This is a genomic window from Neofamilia massiliensis, from assembly GCF_001299475.1.
GTDB lineage: Bacteria > Bacillota > Clostridia > Tissierellales > Peptoniphilaceae > Neofamilia > Neofamilia massiliensis.
Window position 1 is genome coordinate 897,530 of the sequence record NZ_CYUJ01000003.1, and the last position, 14,500, is coordinate 912,029.

General features: G+C 36.3%; 15 protein-coding genes. 13 read left to right on the top strand and 2 right to left on the bottom strand.

Going from position 1 to position 14,500, the window contains the following annotated elements; all coding sequences use genetic code 11:
- Positions 1-61: 61 nt before the first annotated feature.
- Positions 62-1,075 carry a PTS sugar transporter subunit IIC gene (locus BN2667_RS08710; RefSeq protein ID WP_054252933.1) on the bottom strand — a complete coding sequence of 338 codons (1,014 nt, stop codon included), beginning with the start codon at positions 1,073-1,075 and terminating at the stop codon, positions 62-64.
- 144 nt (positions 1,076-1,219) lie between these two features.
- Here BN2667_RS08710 and BN2667_RS08715 point away from each other — a divergent pair, with 144 nt between their 5' ends.
- The 7 genes from BN2667_RS08715 to BN2667_RS08745 all read left to right on the top strand — a co-directional run bounded on the left by BN2667_RS08715 (position 1,220) and on the right by BN2667_RS08745 (position 9,319).
- Positions 1,220-2,539 carry a D-alanyl-D-alanine carboxypeptidase family protein gene (locus BN2667_RS08715; protein WP_054252934.1) on the top strand — a complete coding sequence of 440 codons (1,320 nt, stop codon included), beginning with the start codon at positions 1,220-1,222 and terminating at the stop codon, positions 2,537-2,539.
- A gap of 191 nt (positions 2,540-2,730) precedes the next feature.
- Positions 2,731-3,654 carry an acyl-CoA dehydratase activase-related protein gene (locus tag BN2667_RS08720; RefSeq protein ID WP_082380242.1) on the top strand — a complete coding sequence of 308 codons (924 nt, stop codon included), beginning with the start codon at positions 2,731-2,733 and terminating at the stop codon, positions 3,652-3,654.
- Positions 3,647-4,711 carry a hypothetical protein gene (locus tag BN2667_RS08725; protein WP_054252936.1) on the top strand — a complete coding sequence of 355 codons (1,065 nt, stop codon included), beginning with the start codon at positions 3,647-3,649 and terminating at the stop codon, positions 4,709-4,711. The genes BN2667_RS08720 and BN2667_RS08725 overlap by 8 nt, the downstream gene beginning before the upstream one ends.
- 12 nt (positions 4,712-4,723) lie before the next feature.
- On the top strand, positions 4,724-5,695 hold the full coding sequence (locus BN2667_RS08730) for an acyl-CoA dehydratase activase (RefSeq protein ID WP_054252937.1): 972 nt from the start codon (positions 4,724-4,726) through the stop codon (positions 5,693-5,695).
- A gap of 72 nt (positions 5,696-5,767) precedes the next feature.
- Entirely contained in the window at positions 5,768-7,117 is a 1,350-nt protein-coding gene (locus tag BN2667_RS09670; RefSeq protein WP_054252938.1) for a CCA tRNA nucleotidyltransferase, read from the top strand.
- Positions 7,110-8,450, top strand: coding sequence for a phosphoglucosamine mutase (gene glmM, locus BN2667_RS08740; protein WP_054252939.1), 1,341 nt, complete (start codon positions 7,110-7,112; stop codon positions 8,448-8,450). The genes BN2667_RS09670 and glmM overlap by 8 nt, the downstream gene beginning before the upstream one ends.
- A gap of 17 nt (positions 8,451-8,467) precedes the next feature.
- A complete protein-coding gene (locus BN2667_RS08745) occupies positions 8,468-9,319 on the top strand; it encodes a DegV family protein (protein WP_054252940.1) in 852 nt (283 codons plus the stop codon).
- A gap of 60 nt (positions 9,320-9,379) precedes the next feature.
- Here BN2667_RS08745 and BN2667_RS08750 read toward each other — a convergent pair whose 3' ends face one another.
- Entirely contained in the window at positions 9,380-10,063 is a 684-nt protein-coding gene (locus tag BN2667_RS08750) for an MBL fold metallo-hydrolase (protein ID WP_054252941.1), read from the bottom strand.
- Positions 10,064-10,213: 150 nt separating this feature from the next.
- Between BN2667_RS08750 and BN2667_RS08755 the strand changes: the two genes are divergently transcribed.
- The 6 genes from BN2667_RS08755 to BN2667_RS08780 all read left to right on the top strand — a co-directional run bounded on the left by BN2667_RS08755 (position 10,214) and on the right by BN2667_RS08780 (position 14,423).
- The gene (locus BN2667_RS08755) at positions 10,214-11,521 is read left to right on the top strand and encodes a S1C family serine protease (protein WP_054252942.1); all 1,308 of its coding nucleotides are present in this window, start codon (positions 10,214-10,216) and stop codon (positions 11,519-11,521) included.
- Positions 11,522-11,607: 86 nt separating this feature from the next.
- Complete coding sequence (locus BN2667_RS08760) at positions 11,608-12,108, top strand: hypothetical protein (protein ID WP_054252943.1); 501 nt, start codon at positions 11,608-11,610, stop codon at positions 12,106-12,108.
- 88 nt (positions 12,109-12,196) lie between these two features.
- Positions 12,197-12,745, top strand: coding sequence for an RNA polymerase sigma factor (locus BN2667_RS08765; protein ID WP_054252944.1), 549 nt, complete (start codon positions 12,197-12,199; stop codon positions 12,743-12,745).
- The gene (locus BN2667_RS08770; protein WP_054252945.1) at positions 12,735-13,679 is read left to right on the top strand and encodes a DUF4367 domain-containing protein; all 945 of its coding nucleotides are present in this window, start codon (positions 12,735-12,737) and stop codon (positions 13,677-13,679) included. The genes BN2667_RS08765 and BN2667_RS08770 overlap by 11 nt, the downstream gene beginning before the upstream one ends.
- Positions 13,680-13,736: 57 nt before the next feature.
- The gene (locus BN2667_RS08775; RefSeq protein WP_054252946.1) at positions 13,737-14,165 is read left to right on the top strand and encodes a hypothetical protein; all 429 of its coding nucleotides are present in this window, start codon (positions 13,737-13,739) and stop codon (positions 14,163-14,165) included.
- A gap of 75 nt (positions 14,166-14,240) precedes the next feature.
- The gene (locus BN2667_RS08780) at positions 14,241-14,423 is read left to right on the top strand and encodes a hypothetical protein (RefSeq protein ID WP_054252947.1); all 183 of its coding nucleotides are present in this window, start codon (positions 14,241-14,243) and stop codon (positions 14,421-14,423) included.
- The last annotated feature ends 77 nt before the right edge of the window (positions 14,424-14,500 follow it).

Genomic DNA, 14,500 nt, shown 5'->3' on the forward strand with positions numbered 1-14,500 from the left:
AATCTATCTAGCTTAATTTTTTCTTAAGACTTCTAGATAAAATAAAAAAGTACTGGAAAATTTAAAAGTTTAATTTCATGTCCCCATCTTTAATTAGACCCTTGGCCCTCATAAGCCTATAAATAATATAGGAAACCAAGGCTGGAAGAAGAACTTGTAAAAGAATGATTTTTATAAAAACATCTGATGAAAAACCACCCATGGCATCAAAGGTAGAAATTTGTCCAACAAGGCCAGAAGTTCCCATGCCTGATCCTAAAGGAGTGTTTTCCATTTTAAAGGCGACAGTTGCCAGTGGCCCTAAAATTATTGACGCCAGAGTTGGAGGCAGCCAAATTTTTGGATTTTTAACAATGTTAGGCATTTGGAGCATTGAAGTTCCCAAGCCTTGGGCTAAAAGTCCTTGAAGGCCATTATCCCTAAAGGAAATTACAGCAAAGCCAACCATTTGACAGCAGCAGCCAACAGTTGCAGCTCCACCAGCAAGACCTGATAGAGATAGCATCATACAAATTGCAGCAGATGAAATTGGCAGAGTCAAAGCTAGACCCACAATTAATGAAACCAAGGCTCCCATTAAAAAAGGCTCCTTTGTAGTTGAAACCATAATTAACTGGCCAACAAAGGTCATAAAGTTTTCAATAGGCTGACCAACTAGGCCTGCAACTCCAAGACCAACTAAAACTGTTACAGTTGGAGTTAGAATAATGTCAAGCTTTGTTTCCTTAGAAACAATTTTTCCAAATTCAACGGCAAAAATTGTGGCTATGTAGACGCCAACAGGGCCGCCTAAATCATTGGCACCAAGGCCGACTAAGGTTGATGCAAATAATACTAAATCTGGAGCCTCTAAGGCATAGGCAATGGAAACTGCAATTGCAGGACCAGTGGCCTTTACTGCTATAGGCCAAAGGACCTCAGTTAAAAAGCTGATGCCAAACTCCTTGCCAATGGTATTTAAAATTGTCCCAACTAAAAGAGAGGCAAAGAGTCCATAGGCCATGGCGCCAAGGGCCTTAATAAAATAAGTAGAAGCTGACAGATTAATATTTTTTCTTTTTAAAAATTCTTTCATTTGTTCTCCTCGATTTTTTCTTAAATCATATCTAAAAGAGCCTAAAAATTCAATGGAAAACAAATAAATTCTCAACTTTAAAAGACTTATCAAAGAAGATTTGTGCTATACTAAGATGATAAGATGATAAAACAAGGTGAGACAATGAAGAAAAATCTTAAAAAAATATACGCTTTAGCCCTGGCCATAATTTTTCTCCTAGGAACTTTTGCTCCATTAAAAACCCTTGCAGCAGATTCTGAAGTTCCAGCAGAAGGAGAAGAAGTAGAGCTTACTGAAGAAGAATTAGAAGCCAAGAGACAGGCCGAAATAAAAGCCGAGTGGGAAAGACAGGTAAAAAAATATATAAACAAGGACCCAGACCAACTTACAACTGCCTACCTAGTTGGAGATTATGCCAGCGGAGAGATTTTAGAAGAAAAAAACATTGATGACTTAGTTGCCATAGCTTCAACTACAAAAATCCTTTCAATTTATGTAGTCTTAGATGAGATAAAGGCAGGTCATATTTCCCTAGATGACAAGGTCTACATAGACAAAGAAATTAGCAGGCTAGGAGGCTCTTCCTATAAGCTAAAAGAAGGAGAAGAAATTCCAGTAGAAGATTTAATTAAGGCAGCCCTAATAGTTTCAGGAAACGACGCAACCAAGGCCTTGGCCAAATACGTTGCAGGCTCTGAAGAGGCCTTTGTAGAAAAAATGAAAGCCAAGTTAGAAGAATTAAATATTACAAACTACCAAATAATAAATTCATCAGGCCTACCTAACTACAATATAGACAAGCAAAATATGCTGACAACAAGAGACTTGTTTTATCTATCTAGGGCCTTTATAAAAGACTATCCTGAAATGCTAAAAATAACTTCTATGAAAGAACTGGTAAATCTAGAAAGGGATTTTAAAGAAGAAAACACCAACCCACTACTAGGAGAGTTTCCCCAAGTTGACGGCCTAAAAACAGGTTACACAGGCCTAGCTGGCAGGTGCTTAGTTGCTACAGCCTTAGTCAAGGGAGATGGAGAAAAAACCAAGGACCTAAGATTAATTTCTATAACCATGGGTTCAAATTCAGACGCAGCCCGCTATGTGGCAGCGAAAAAACTTTTAAAAAAATCCTTGGACACCTATGTTTACGAAAGCCTATCTAATCCAAACACTCTAATAGCAAGCATAGAAGACGACAAGTTAGACCCTAAAGAAGTAAATATTTATCCCAAAGAAGAATTTTCCCTCCTTAGAAAAAAATCTGACTTTACTAACTCAACTAATACTATAGAAGAGTTAGAGCCACCCCTAAAGGCAGGTCAAACAGTTGGAACTATAAGCTACTATCTAAATGGAGAGGAAGTTTTCACAACAGATTTAATAATAAAACAAGACGTCTTAGAGGCTTCTATCCTGAGAAAAATCCAAGGCCTTTACGCCAGCCTTTACATGTCACTTTTTAAAATATTCAACAGCTAAAATTTATATAAGCCACAAGCTCCTTGTAAGACCAGAAACTTACAAGGAGTTTTTTTATTAAAAGCAGGTGAAAAACTTTTTACATAAGTCTTGTTGAAATTGTTATAGGTTTTTTGTTACAATAGAAGTTGTAATGTATAAAATTTTTAATTTTAAATAAATAATTTTAACCTATATATGTGGAGGAAATAATGAAAGTTGGAATACCCAGAGCCTTACTTTACTATGAATTTGCACCAATGTGGCTGAGTTTTTTTGATGAACTAGAAATTGAATATATAATTAGTCCTAAGACCAACAAGGAAATTTATGACAGGGGCAGAAACCTAGCCCTGCATGAGGCTTGTTTGCCTTATAAAATATTTTTAGGCCATGTTGATGCTTTAATTGGCAAGTGTGACTATATTTTAGTCCCAAGAATTGGAGGCTTTGGTTTCTATGACAGAATGTGCACCAGGTATTTGTCTACAGTAGATGTAGTTTCTAATACTTTTAGAGATGATCATATAAAAGTTTTGCCCTTTAATGTTGACTATAGTTCTAGGGACACAGAGCTGGCATCTTGTATAAAAATTGGAAAGACCTTGAAGAAGAAAAAGAGAGACATCCTTAGGGCCTATATAATTGCCAGACAGGCAGAAAACACTGACAAGCAAATTAGAAAAAACAATTTAAAACTGGCCTTAAAAAAACCGACGACCAAAATTTTACTTGTCGGTCACAAGTACAACACCATGGACGAATATATTGGCAGGCCTTTAATTGCCAGTCTAGAAAAACTAGGTGTAGATGTGATCCTAGCAACTGACATTGACGACAACTACGCAGAGAGCCAGTCTAAAGAATTGACATCAACTATGCCTTGGACCTTAAACAGGGAATTACTTGGGTCTATAAATGCCCTTAGCCACGAAGTTGAAGGAATAATACTACTTTCTTCCTTTGACTGTGGACCAGATTCAATGTCTAACGAAATGGTCATTAGAAAAATTACCAATGTGCCTATTTTAAATCTGGTAGTCGATGGCCAAGAGGGAATTGCCGGCCTTGAAACTAGGTTAGAAAGTTTTGTAGATATTATTTTATTTAAGAAGAGGAGGCTTTTAGATGACTAGAAAAGTTACTTTTCCCCAACTTGGAAATTACAATGTTCCCATAGAAATGGTTTTTGAAAGAGGCTTAGAAGTTGATTATATAAAGCCGCCAGAAATTACTAACAAGACCCTAGAAATTGGGTCCAAGTACAGCCCAGATTCAGTTTGTGCTCCCTTTAAATTTATGCTTGGCAACTATATTGAAGCCATTGAAAAAGGGGCAGAAGTTTTAGTTTCTGTTGGCGGCCTTTGTAGGCTAGGCTTTTATGGTGAACTTCACGAGCAAATTATTAGAGACCTAGGCTATGACGTAGACTTTGTAAACTTTGCCCAATCAAAAGTTAGGAGGCCTTCATCTTGGTATGAAAAATTTAAGGCCTTAAATCCAAATATGTCTCTAATTAAAATTGGAGAAGTTATGCCAATTTTTTTAAAAATGGTTGAGTACCTAGACGAGACAGACGACTATATAAGAAAAAACGCAGGCTTTGAAATTGAAAAAGGGTCCTTTGATAGGCTCTATAAAAAATACTTAAGTGACTTAAGACAAATTGAATCCGTAAAAGACCTAAAAGCACTTCAAGACTCTTATAGCAAGGCCTTTAAAAACCTTCCAACTAATAAACCTAAAAATCCACTTAAGGTGGCCCTTGTTGGAGAGTATTATACAATTATGGAACCTTTTTCCAACCACTATATGGAAAACTGGCTGGCCTCAAAGGGCATTGAAGTTGAAAGATGGATGAACCTAACAAATACAATAATAGACAGGCCAGAAAAAGAAGTAAAAAAACACATAAAACCATACGCCTCCTATGACATGGGAGCCACATCTATGTACACAATTGATCGGGCCCTCCACTGTGCCAAGGCAGGTTTCGATGGAATTATCCACATAAAGTCAGCAGGCTGTATGCCAGAAATTGATTCAATGGCTGTTTTACAAAATATTAGCAAGGACTATAAAATTCCAATTTTGTATATATCCTTTGATTCACAAACATCTGACCTAGGCCTACAAACTAGGATGGAAGCCTTTTACGATATGATAATGATGAGAAAAGAAAGAATTTTTTAAAAGAGGGATGAGATGAAAGACGCTTTTTATGGAATAGACATTGGCAGTATTTCCACCAAGGGAGTAATTATAGATGAAGACAACAATATCTTGGCCCAGGATTATTTAATGACCCACGGCAATCCAATTGATGCAGTAAAAAGACTTACCAAGTCTTTGGAAGACCAATTTGACAAAGACAATTATCAGGTCAGGGCAGTTGGAACAACAGGGTCAGCAAGAAAACTTGTTGGCTCAATTGTAAATGCATCAATAGTGAGAAATGAAATTACAGCCCACGCCATTGGGACAATTTCCATCCACCCAGATGTAAGGACGATTTTAGAAATTGGCGGCCAAGACTCAAAGATTATCCTTATAGACGACGGAGTTGTAGTTGACTATGCAATGAACACCCTTTGCGCAGCAGGAACTGGAGCTTTTTTATCTTCCCAAGCTGCAAGACTAGGAGTTCCAGTAGAAGACTTTGGCGACATAGCAGTAAATTCTAAAAACCCAACGCCAATAGCAGCCAGGTGTACAGTTTTTGCAGAATCAGACTTGGTCCACAAGGCCCAAATGGGTTACGAAATTGACGACATTATAGCTGGCCTTTGCAAGTCAATAGTAAACAACTATCTAAACAACGTAGGCAGGGGCAAGACTATAAAAAGTCCAATTGTCTTCCAAGGTGGTGTTAGTAAAAACAAAGGAGTGACAAAGTTTTTCCAAGAGGCCTTAGGAGAAGAAATTATTGTAGACGATGTTGGCCACCTAGCAGGTGCAATTGGCATTGCAATTTTAGCCAACAAAATGGGCGACCACAGGGACTTTAACTTTGAAATTACAGATATAGAATTTAAAACCCTAGGCCATGAGTGTAACAAGTGCCCAAACCACTGTGAAATAATGTGCGTCCTTAGAGAAGATGTACTAATTGACTCTTGGGGCAACAGGTGCGACAGGGGTCAAATTACATCTGCCGACCAAATTTTAAAAAATTAAAAGAAGAGACGAGAAATTTTAGTAAAAAATAAAAAACTACTGTAGTTTTTCTACTTATGTTATAATCAAACTATGAAAAGTTATAAGATATCAGCCGGGGCAAATTTTGTCTTAGAAAGGCTTAGAAAAAGTGGCCAAGAAGGTTATTTAGTTGGCGGCTGTGTAAGAGATTTATTACTTAATCGTAAACCTAAAGACTTTGACCTAACAACATCAGCCAGACCTGAAGAATTAGAAGAAATATTTGCTGACAAAAAGCTAATTCTCTTAGGCAAGGCTTTTGGAACAGTTGGAATTTTAGTAAATGGCGAGTTAATTGAGACTACAACTTTTAGGGCAGATGGAACTTATAAAGATGGTAGAAGGCCAGAAGAAATTAGATTTTCAGACAGCTTAGAAGAAGACCTAAAGAGACGAGACTTTACTATAAATGCCATGGCCATGGACCTAGAAGGGAATCTTTATGACCCCTATGGTGGCCAAGTTGACTTAGAAAACAAGTTAATAAGGGCAGTAGGAGATCCATTTATCCGCTTTGAAGAGGACAAACTGAGAATCCTTAGGGCAGTTCGCTTTGCTGCCACTTATGACTTTACTATAGAAGAAAAAACCTTGGAAGCCATTAAAGAAAAATCCAAGGACATAAACCAAGTGTCTAAGGAGAGAATAAGAGATGAGTTAAATAAAATTCTCTTATTAGACTGTCCATCAAAGGGCATATATTTATTAGATCAGACTGGGATTTTAGGACAAATCATCCCTGAACTTATACCAACAGTAGGTTTTGTTCAGCTGTCTCCCTACCACGACAAGGACCTTTTTGACCACATCCTTGAAACAGTAGACAGGACGCCAAAGAAACTCCATATAAGACTGGCAGCCCTATTACACGACATAGGAAAAGTTTCTACCATGTCTGTGGATGAAAATGGAGTGGGCCACTTTTACGGCCACGATAAACTTGGAGCAGCTATGGCTAGGGAAATTTTAAAAAGGCTCCGCTATGACAAGAAGACCATAGAAAGTGTGTCTCTACTTATTGACAGACATATGAAGGCCAGTCCACAAATGGGCAAAAAAGGCTTAAAGAGAATGATAAGACTTGTTGGAGAAGATTTGATTTTTGATTTAATGGACCTGATGATAGCAGACCTACTGGCTACAAAAAAAGACAGGGACCCTAGCTTTCTCTTAGAGAGAAAAAAAGAAATCCAAGAAATCCTAGATTCAAAAACCCTTATAGACAAAAAATCTCTGGCTATTTCAGGCAGGGACCTACTAGACCTAGGCTATAAAGAAGGAAAATTCTTAGGTCAGACCTTAGATTATTTAACAGACCAAGTTATAGATGAAAAAATTGCCAACGACAGGGAGGCACTCCTTGACCTGGCTAGACAAATACAGGAGAAGATAGATGAATAGACTATTTGGAACAGACGGAGTTAGGGGACTGGCAAACACAGACCTAAGTCCAGAGTTGGCCTTTAAATTAGGCCTTTACGGAGGAGAAATTTTTAAAAAAACAGGAAATGGAGAGTTTTTATTAGGCAGGGACACTAGACTTTCAGGCCAAATGCTAAAGTCTTCACTGGCAGCAGGGCTAATGGCAGCAGGCCTAAATGTTATTGACCTAGGCATTGTTTCAACTCCCCTTGTTGCCTACCTAGTAATGGAAGGAAACTTTTCAGGCGGAGCAGTAATATCTGCCTCTCACAATCCTTACGAATACAACGGCATAAAGTTTTTTGACACAGATGGCTTTAAGCTAACAGATGACGAAGAAGATCAAATCCAAAAGATGATTGACGAGGACTTAGTCTTAGAGAAAAATACCTTTGACAAAATCGGCAGTCTCATTGACGGCGAAGATTTAGTACATGCCTATGAAGCTTATATGAGAAGCCTAGCAAGGACTAGTTTTAAAGGCCTAAAAATTGGAGTTGACTGTGGCAATGGAGCTACCTACAAAATGGCTCCAGAAATATTAAAAGACCTAGGAGCAGAAGTTGTAGCTATTAATACAGATCCAGATGGAAAAAATATAAACGCCTCTTGTGGGTCGACAAATCCAGATCTAATTTCAAAGCTAGTTGTTGAAGAAAGCTGTGACCTAGGATTTTCCTTTGACGGAGATGCTGACAGACTAATAGCAGTTGACGAAAAAGGCAGGGTCATAGACGGCGACCACATGCTGGCAATTTTTGCTAAAGACTTAATGACAAACGAAAGACTTTCTTCAAAGAGGGTTATTGGCACAGTAATGACCAACATGGGCCTAGACGATTATCTAAGAGACCTAGGCATGGAAGTTGTAAGAAGCCAAGTTGGAGATAGGTATGTCCTAGAAGAAATGCTAAGAGGAAAGGACTCAATTGGCGGCGAACAGTCTGGCCATATAATATTTTTAGACTACAATACAACTGGTGACGGCCTAGCTACTGGAGTTCATTTAGTAAATGCCATTTTAAGCTCAGGGGAAAAACCATCTGTCCTAAACGACATGGTAAAGAGATATCCTCAAGTTTTAGTTAACGCCCATATAGACAACAAGAAAAAATATTCCTACATGGAAAATGATATAATAAGAAGAGAAATTGAAAAAATTGAGAGAGACTTTGGCCAAACTGGCAGGGTAGTAATTCGTCCATCAGGAACAGAGCCTCTAGTTAGAGTAATGATCGAAGGCAAGGACCAAGACCTAATTGACCAAGTGGCAAAAAAACTAGCAGCCACAATTGAGGACCAATTAAAATAAGTAGACAGGAGTAAGTTATGAGAAAATATGCAATAGTTGCAGACACATCATGTGAAATAACTGAAGAAATGGAAAAAGATTTTAAAATAGACTTTGTTCCCTTTAAAATCGACATTGACAACCAAAACTTTGTCGACGATGAAAACTTAGATGTAGATAACTTTATAGACACTATGCTAGAATCTCCAAATCCAGTAAAGACTGCCTGTCCTTCACCTGGCGACTACCAAGAGGCTCTAGAAAAAAATGCAGATGCAGAGGAGATTTTTGTAATAACAATATCTTCAAAACTTTCAGGGTCTTATCACTCGGCCTGCATAGCTAGAGATATGTTTTTAGAAGACCACAAAGACAAAAAAGTTCATGTAATCGATTCAAAGTCTGCAGTTTCAGGAGAAACACTAGTTTATACAAAACTAGTTGATATCCTAAAAGAAAACCTGGTCTTTGACGAAATAGTAAAGAAAATCACAGACCTAGTAGATAATACCCAAACACTATTCGTCTTAGATGACCTATCCAACCTAATAAAAAACGGCAGAATGAACAAGCCAGCAGGAATGCTAGCAAACTTTCTTCACATAAAACCAGTTATGAAGTCTGTTGACGGAGAAATAGAACTTCACGAAATCGCCAGAGGCATGAACTCATCTTTAAACAAGTTAGTAAAATCCATTGGCGACTTTGTTGAAGATACAAAAAATAAGACCCTAGTAATCTCAGCAGTTAGGGCACCAGAAAGTGTAGAAAAAATCCTAGACGGAGTAAAAAAACTCTACGACTTTGCAAGAATAGAAGTAACCCAAACTAGGGGCCTATCATCAGCCTACGCCTCAGACAAGGGCATAGTAATTGCCTTTGAAAAATAAAATAAATACGCATAAAAATTCCAGCCTTTAAAAGAGGCTGGTTTTTTAATCTTATAAAACTTATAAGTCTAAAGTAAAGACTTGGTTGTCTTTTTCAACTTCTATAAATTTTGTAAAAGGCGAAGAAAAATCTTCTGCATAGGACTTGGCAATGGAAAAGTCATCCCACATGTGCATAGGGAAAATATACCTTGGCCTAATTAAATCTATAAAATAATCGATGCCAGAGCTGGCGTAAGCTCCTAGTCTTGGATCAAGGGGGAACATAGCCAGGTCTACATTTTTTAGTTGGACCTTTTTAATTTCTTCCCTAAAGGCCTTGGTCATTTCTAGTCTTTCCTCTTCGCTGTCTTCATCCCAAATCCAAAGATTTAAATCTCCAGCGTGGAAAATTCCAACATTATCTACAAAGGCAAAGACAGAAATCCCCTTGTCAGTAGAGCCAAAGGTATTTATTTGAATATCGCCGACAATTCTCTTGGCATTAGGGCCAATGTAATAGACATTATCTTGAAAATCTAACTTTTCATCTTCTTTAATATCAGAAGAAAGTAAAAAGCGAACATCTCCCTTTATATCTAAAATGTCTTTAGAAAAATGGTCCTTGTGAGAATGGGTCGCTATAAAGAGGCAAGGCTTATTAAATTTTGGCAAGTCGCCTTTTATATAATCAAAAACAAGTATGTGGTTGTCAGTCTCTACAAAATATCCTGAGTGACTTAGAAATTTAACTGTAACTTTCATTTTTTTCAACTCCCTTAACAAAGATTATAACAAAAACACATTGGATTTTCATCATTAATCCATTAAAAATGGGTATAGTTAAAATTAGAAAAAGAGGGGAATATTAGAAAAATATTCTTTAAATTTACAAAGCATAAAGGAGGTAATCTTATGGACAATTTTGATGAAAATCAAGAAATATACGAAGAAAAAAATAGAGATACAAGAACTTGGGAAGAATACAAGGCCTATGAAGACTTAAAAAGAGAGCAAAACAAAAAACCAAAAAAGAAAAAATCAGGAGCCTTTAAATTTGTAATTTTAGCCTTGGTATTTTCACTTTTAGGATCTCTAGTAGGAGCAAATATTGGTTTTAATAAAGCCTATGAAAAGTTTGAATCTATGCCAGCACCAAGTCAGGCCCAACCATCTTATACTTTAAACCCAACTGACAACATAAACACAGTTGCAGCAGTAGCTCAAACAAATTTAGAATCAGTAGTCGGTATAACAACAAAGACTATTTTAAAAAATATCTTTAACCAAGACTATGCCAGCGAGGCTATGGGCTCAGGCTTTATAGTAGACAAGAGAGGTTATATAGTTACTAACAATCACGTAATCGAATCTTTGAAACAAGACAATATGGGAGGCTTTGGAGGATTTTTTGGCAATCAAATGCCAAACCAAAGTGAGGAAAAAGCCTACGCAGATGAAATTGCAGTTTTATTAAATAATGGAGCCCAAGTTCCAGCTGAAGTTGTTTGGGCAGACAAGACCTTAGATTTAGCAGTTTTAAAAATTGACACAGACCAGGAATTAAAGCCAGTAAGTCTAGGCGACTCTGACAAGTTAGTAATTGGCGAGCCAGCAATAGCAATAGGAAATCCACTTTCCCTAGAATTTCACGGCACAGTTACAGCAGGATACATTTCAGGAAAAGATAGAATTATAACAGAAGCAGACGGATCATCAATGAACCTAATTCAAACAGATGCCTCAATAAATCCAGGAAACTCTGGTGGCCCACTATTTAACCAAAATGGAGAAGTTATTGGAGTAAACACAATGAAAATTTCCTCAGCAGAAGGTCTAGGATTTTCAATTCCAATAAATGTAGCTAAACCAATAATAAACCAAATTATTGAAACAGGAGAATACCACAAGGTGGCCCTAGGATTTTCAGGCACAGATGTAAGAACTTACGAAAATGCCTTCCAAATTGATACAGGAGTAGAAAGTGGAGTAGTTCTTCTAAAAGTAATGCCAGGATCTCCAATAGAAAAAGCAGGTCTTGAAAAACTCGACATAATAACAAAAGTTGATGGTCAAGAAATTACAAATGTAATGGACATCCAAAAGATCCTTTACAAGTACAAATTTGGAGACACAATTGAACTAGAATATATTAGAAACGACAGCACAAATATTGCAAAGGTCTTGTTAGAAAAATTTAATCTAAAGCAAGCAAACAAATAAAAATAAAAATCAAAGCTCTTCTTAAAGGAAGGGCTTTTTTCTGTTATAATAAAAGTATAAATACATAAGGAGACTTGTGACTAGAAATGAAAAAAATTAAAATAAATAAATTTAAAACTACCAAAGCCGACCTATATAACATCTTACAAAGGGAAAGAGTATTAACAAACCAGTCCTTTGATAACTTTATTGCAGATGAAAAAGTTAGCTTTAGCCAAGAAGGCGAAAAGACCCTGGTTATTTTAAAGCTAGAAGAACTTGGATTTAAAGAGCCAGCATCTTTAAAAGAAATAATTGAAAAAGCAAAAGATAAGGGCTACAAACCCTGCCACCCAGCAGATGGTTTCTATCTTCGCCTAGACTATAAAAACCAAGAAGACTCAACCTCAAGCCCCTATGGAAAGTCAGACTCAGACTGTTCAATAACAATAATATCAGATCCAATAAGAGAAGAACACTCCTTTCCCAAGGGCTTAAACATGAGAAAAGTCTCTGGCCAAAAATACCTAAGGGCCTATATATGCGACTACGACTACGAATTTCCACTGGACACAGAACTTGCCTTTGCCCTTGATCAAGAAAAATAAAATAAAAAACTCATATCTCCAAGATACTGGTCTGTGGACAAAATTTTGGAGGTATTTTTATAAGTAGAAAAAATCTCAAGGAGTCCCTATGCCAAGCCTAGAAAAAAACCTAGACCCAAAATACAAAGACTTAATAAACGACCTTTATAAAGACCTAAGTGGCCAGATGAAAGCTATGGCCCTAGGTCTTTTAAAGGACCCCTACCAGGCAGAAGAAGCAGTGGCCAACACTTTTGTAAAAATAATTGACCACATAGAAAAAATTTCTAAAATTCCCTGTCCCCAAAGACAGGCCTACTGCGTTAGTATATTAAAGAATGAAACAATTAATATCCTAAGAAGAGAAAAAAACTACCAGGCCACAGAAAACTTAGACAGCTACCAAGAAAAAAGTTCACTAAGCCAAGTAGAAGCTCAAGTAATAGAAGAACTAGAGAAGACCTCTTTAAGAGAAAAGATAAAAGACCTAGACCAGGAAGACAAGCTCCTACTAATATATAAGTACCAAGAAAACATGACCTACAAGGAAATTGGAAAAATCCTTTCAATAAGCGAAGAAGCAGCAAAAAAGAGAGGCCAAAGAATCCTAAAAAAACTAAGAGATAAATACAGAGAGGAGGGCCAAGATGAAAGATAGCTTTGACATAAATAGAGATCTAGCTAGAGATTTAAAAATCCTAGATTTAAAAGAGCAAAAAATTAAATACACAGACTTAAAGTTAGATCAAATAAAAAAACTTAAAGACCTAATTAAGGCCCTATCCTTTGAAGACTCGACTATATTAATGGACAAGTACATTTATAAAACAGGACCAGAAGCCCTAGAAGAAATATTTTCCATAGAAGATGCAGAAGACGAATTTTTATATATAAGATACATTCTATCTAGAGCCCTAGGCCTAGAAGAAGAAAAACAAATTTCAGATGAAGATTTAGAAACAGCAGCAAGGCTAGTCCTAGGAGACCAGGTAGAAGAAATCCAAGGAGCAGAAAATAAAAAACCATCAAAGACTCTTAAGAAACAAATAAAAGACCTAAGCATAGACACTGGCAGACAGGCAAGACGAGTAATAAAAAAAGCAGCAGCAATTATTTTAATTCTCAGCTCAATAGCTGGAATGTTTTTAGCAACTAACGCCGAAGCCAGAGACAAAATTTATTCCTGGATAATTGAAGACCGCGGAACCTATAGCATATTCAAAGCAGAAAAACCAGCAATTGAGGAAGAAATTTTAGATATTGATGACTTGAAAATAAATTATATTCCTCAAGGATTTGAACTTTTAGAAATTCAAGGAGGGAACGAAGAAAGAATATATCAATATGCAGATTATAAGAACAATAATTTAGTTATTTATTTTTCTGAGATTATAGATAATGGAACAAATTATTACAATACAGAAGATGCAAAAATAAAAGACATAATAATTGCTGGGCATGATGGATACTATTGGGAAAGAGAAGATGGAAATTATCTTCTATGGCAGCAAAATGGAATTGAGTGTTTTATCTCTGGAAGTATCTCCAGAGAAGAAATAATAAAAATAGGAGAAAATATTTCAAAAAAATAAAAATTTTTGTCCCCTTTTTACTCCTTATAACGTTAGTAGTGTAGAGGAGGTGAGAAAATGGAAAAGATGAAAACATCTTACAAAATCCAATTAGGTCTAGCTACTTTAGTATGCCTAATAACAATAGTAGCAACATTTATCTATGACTTTGTCGATGATTCTTATGTTTATGCTTGGTGGAAGCATAAGCCGTTTATGTACTTTATTGCAGCTTATTTAATTTTGCAATACTATAGCCCATTTTATAAGATTTCAAAATACAAGCATAAGTGGTTTTTCATAATCCCTTTAGTGTGCATCTTTATTTTTGCAATGATGGGAAGTGGTGGAGATAATTTTGCAAGCAGGGCCTTGGACAAACCTCTAGTAGACTTTATCCTTCAAACAGCTATCTCTATTTCATTCTTTTTACTTTTCCTTCTTAGCTATTTGCAAATAAAAAGGGAAGGTGAAGGAGAAGAGGAAGAAAGAGATTTTTTATTATAGGGATGTGTTATAATTATATAAAAGAATATGGCTATTAGAAAATAAAATTTGAAAAATGAGTGGGAGGATTCTATAGTGTATATATTTTTATCAGTGCTAGCAGGTTTGGCTGTCCAGTATATTATTCTATTTTTGTCAAATGGGAAGATACAAGGAAGTGCTGGGGTAATTGTTACTATGGGCTTATTAGCATCACATCTTTCAAAGAAAATTGATAAGATCAATGAAAAGACTAACGAAGAAAAGCAAGAAGACTAAGACCATATTTATAGAATTATGCTGCTAGCTTGTAGTTAATTTTCTTATACCTTCTTGAAGCAAAATAAAACCAAATA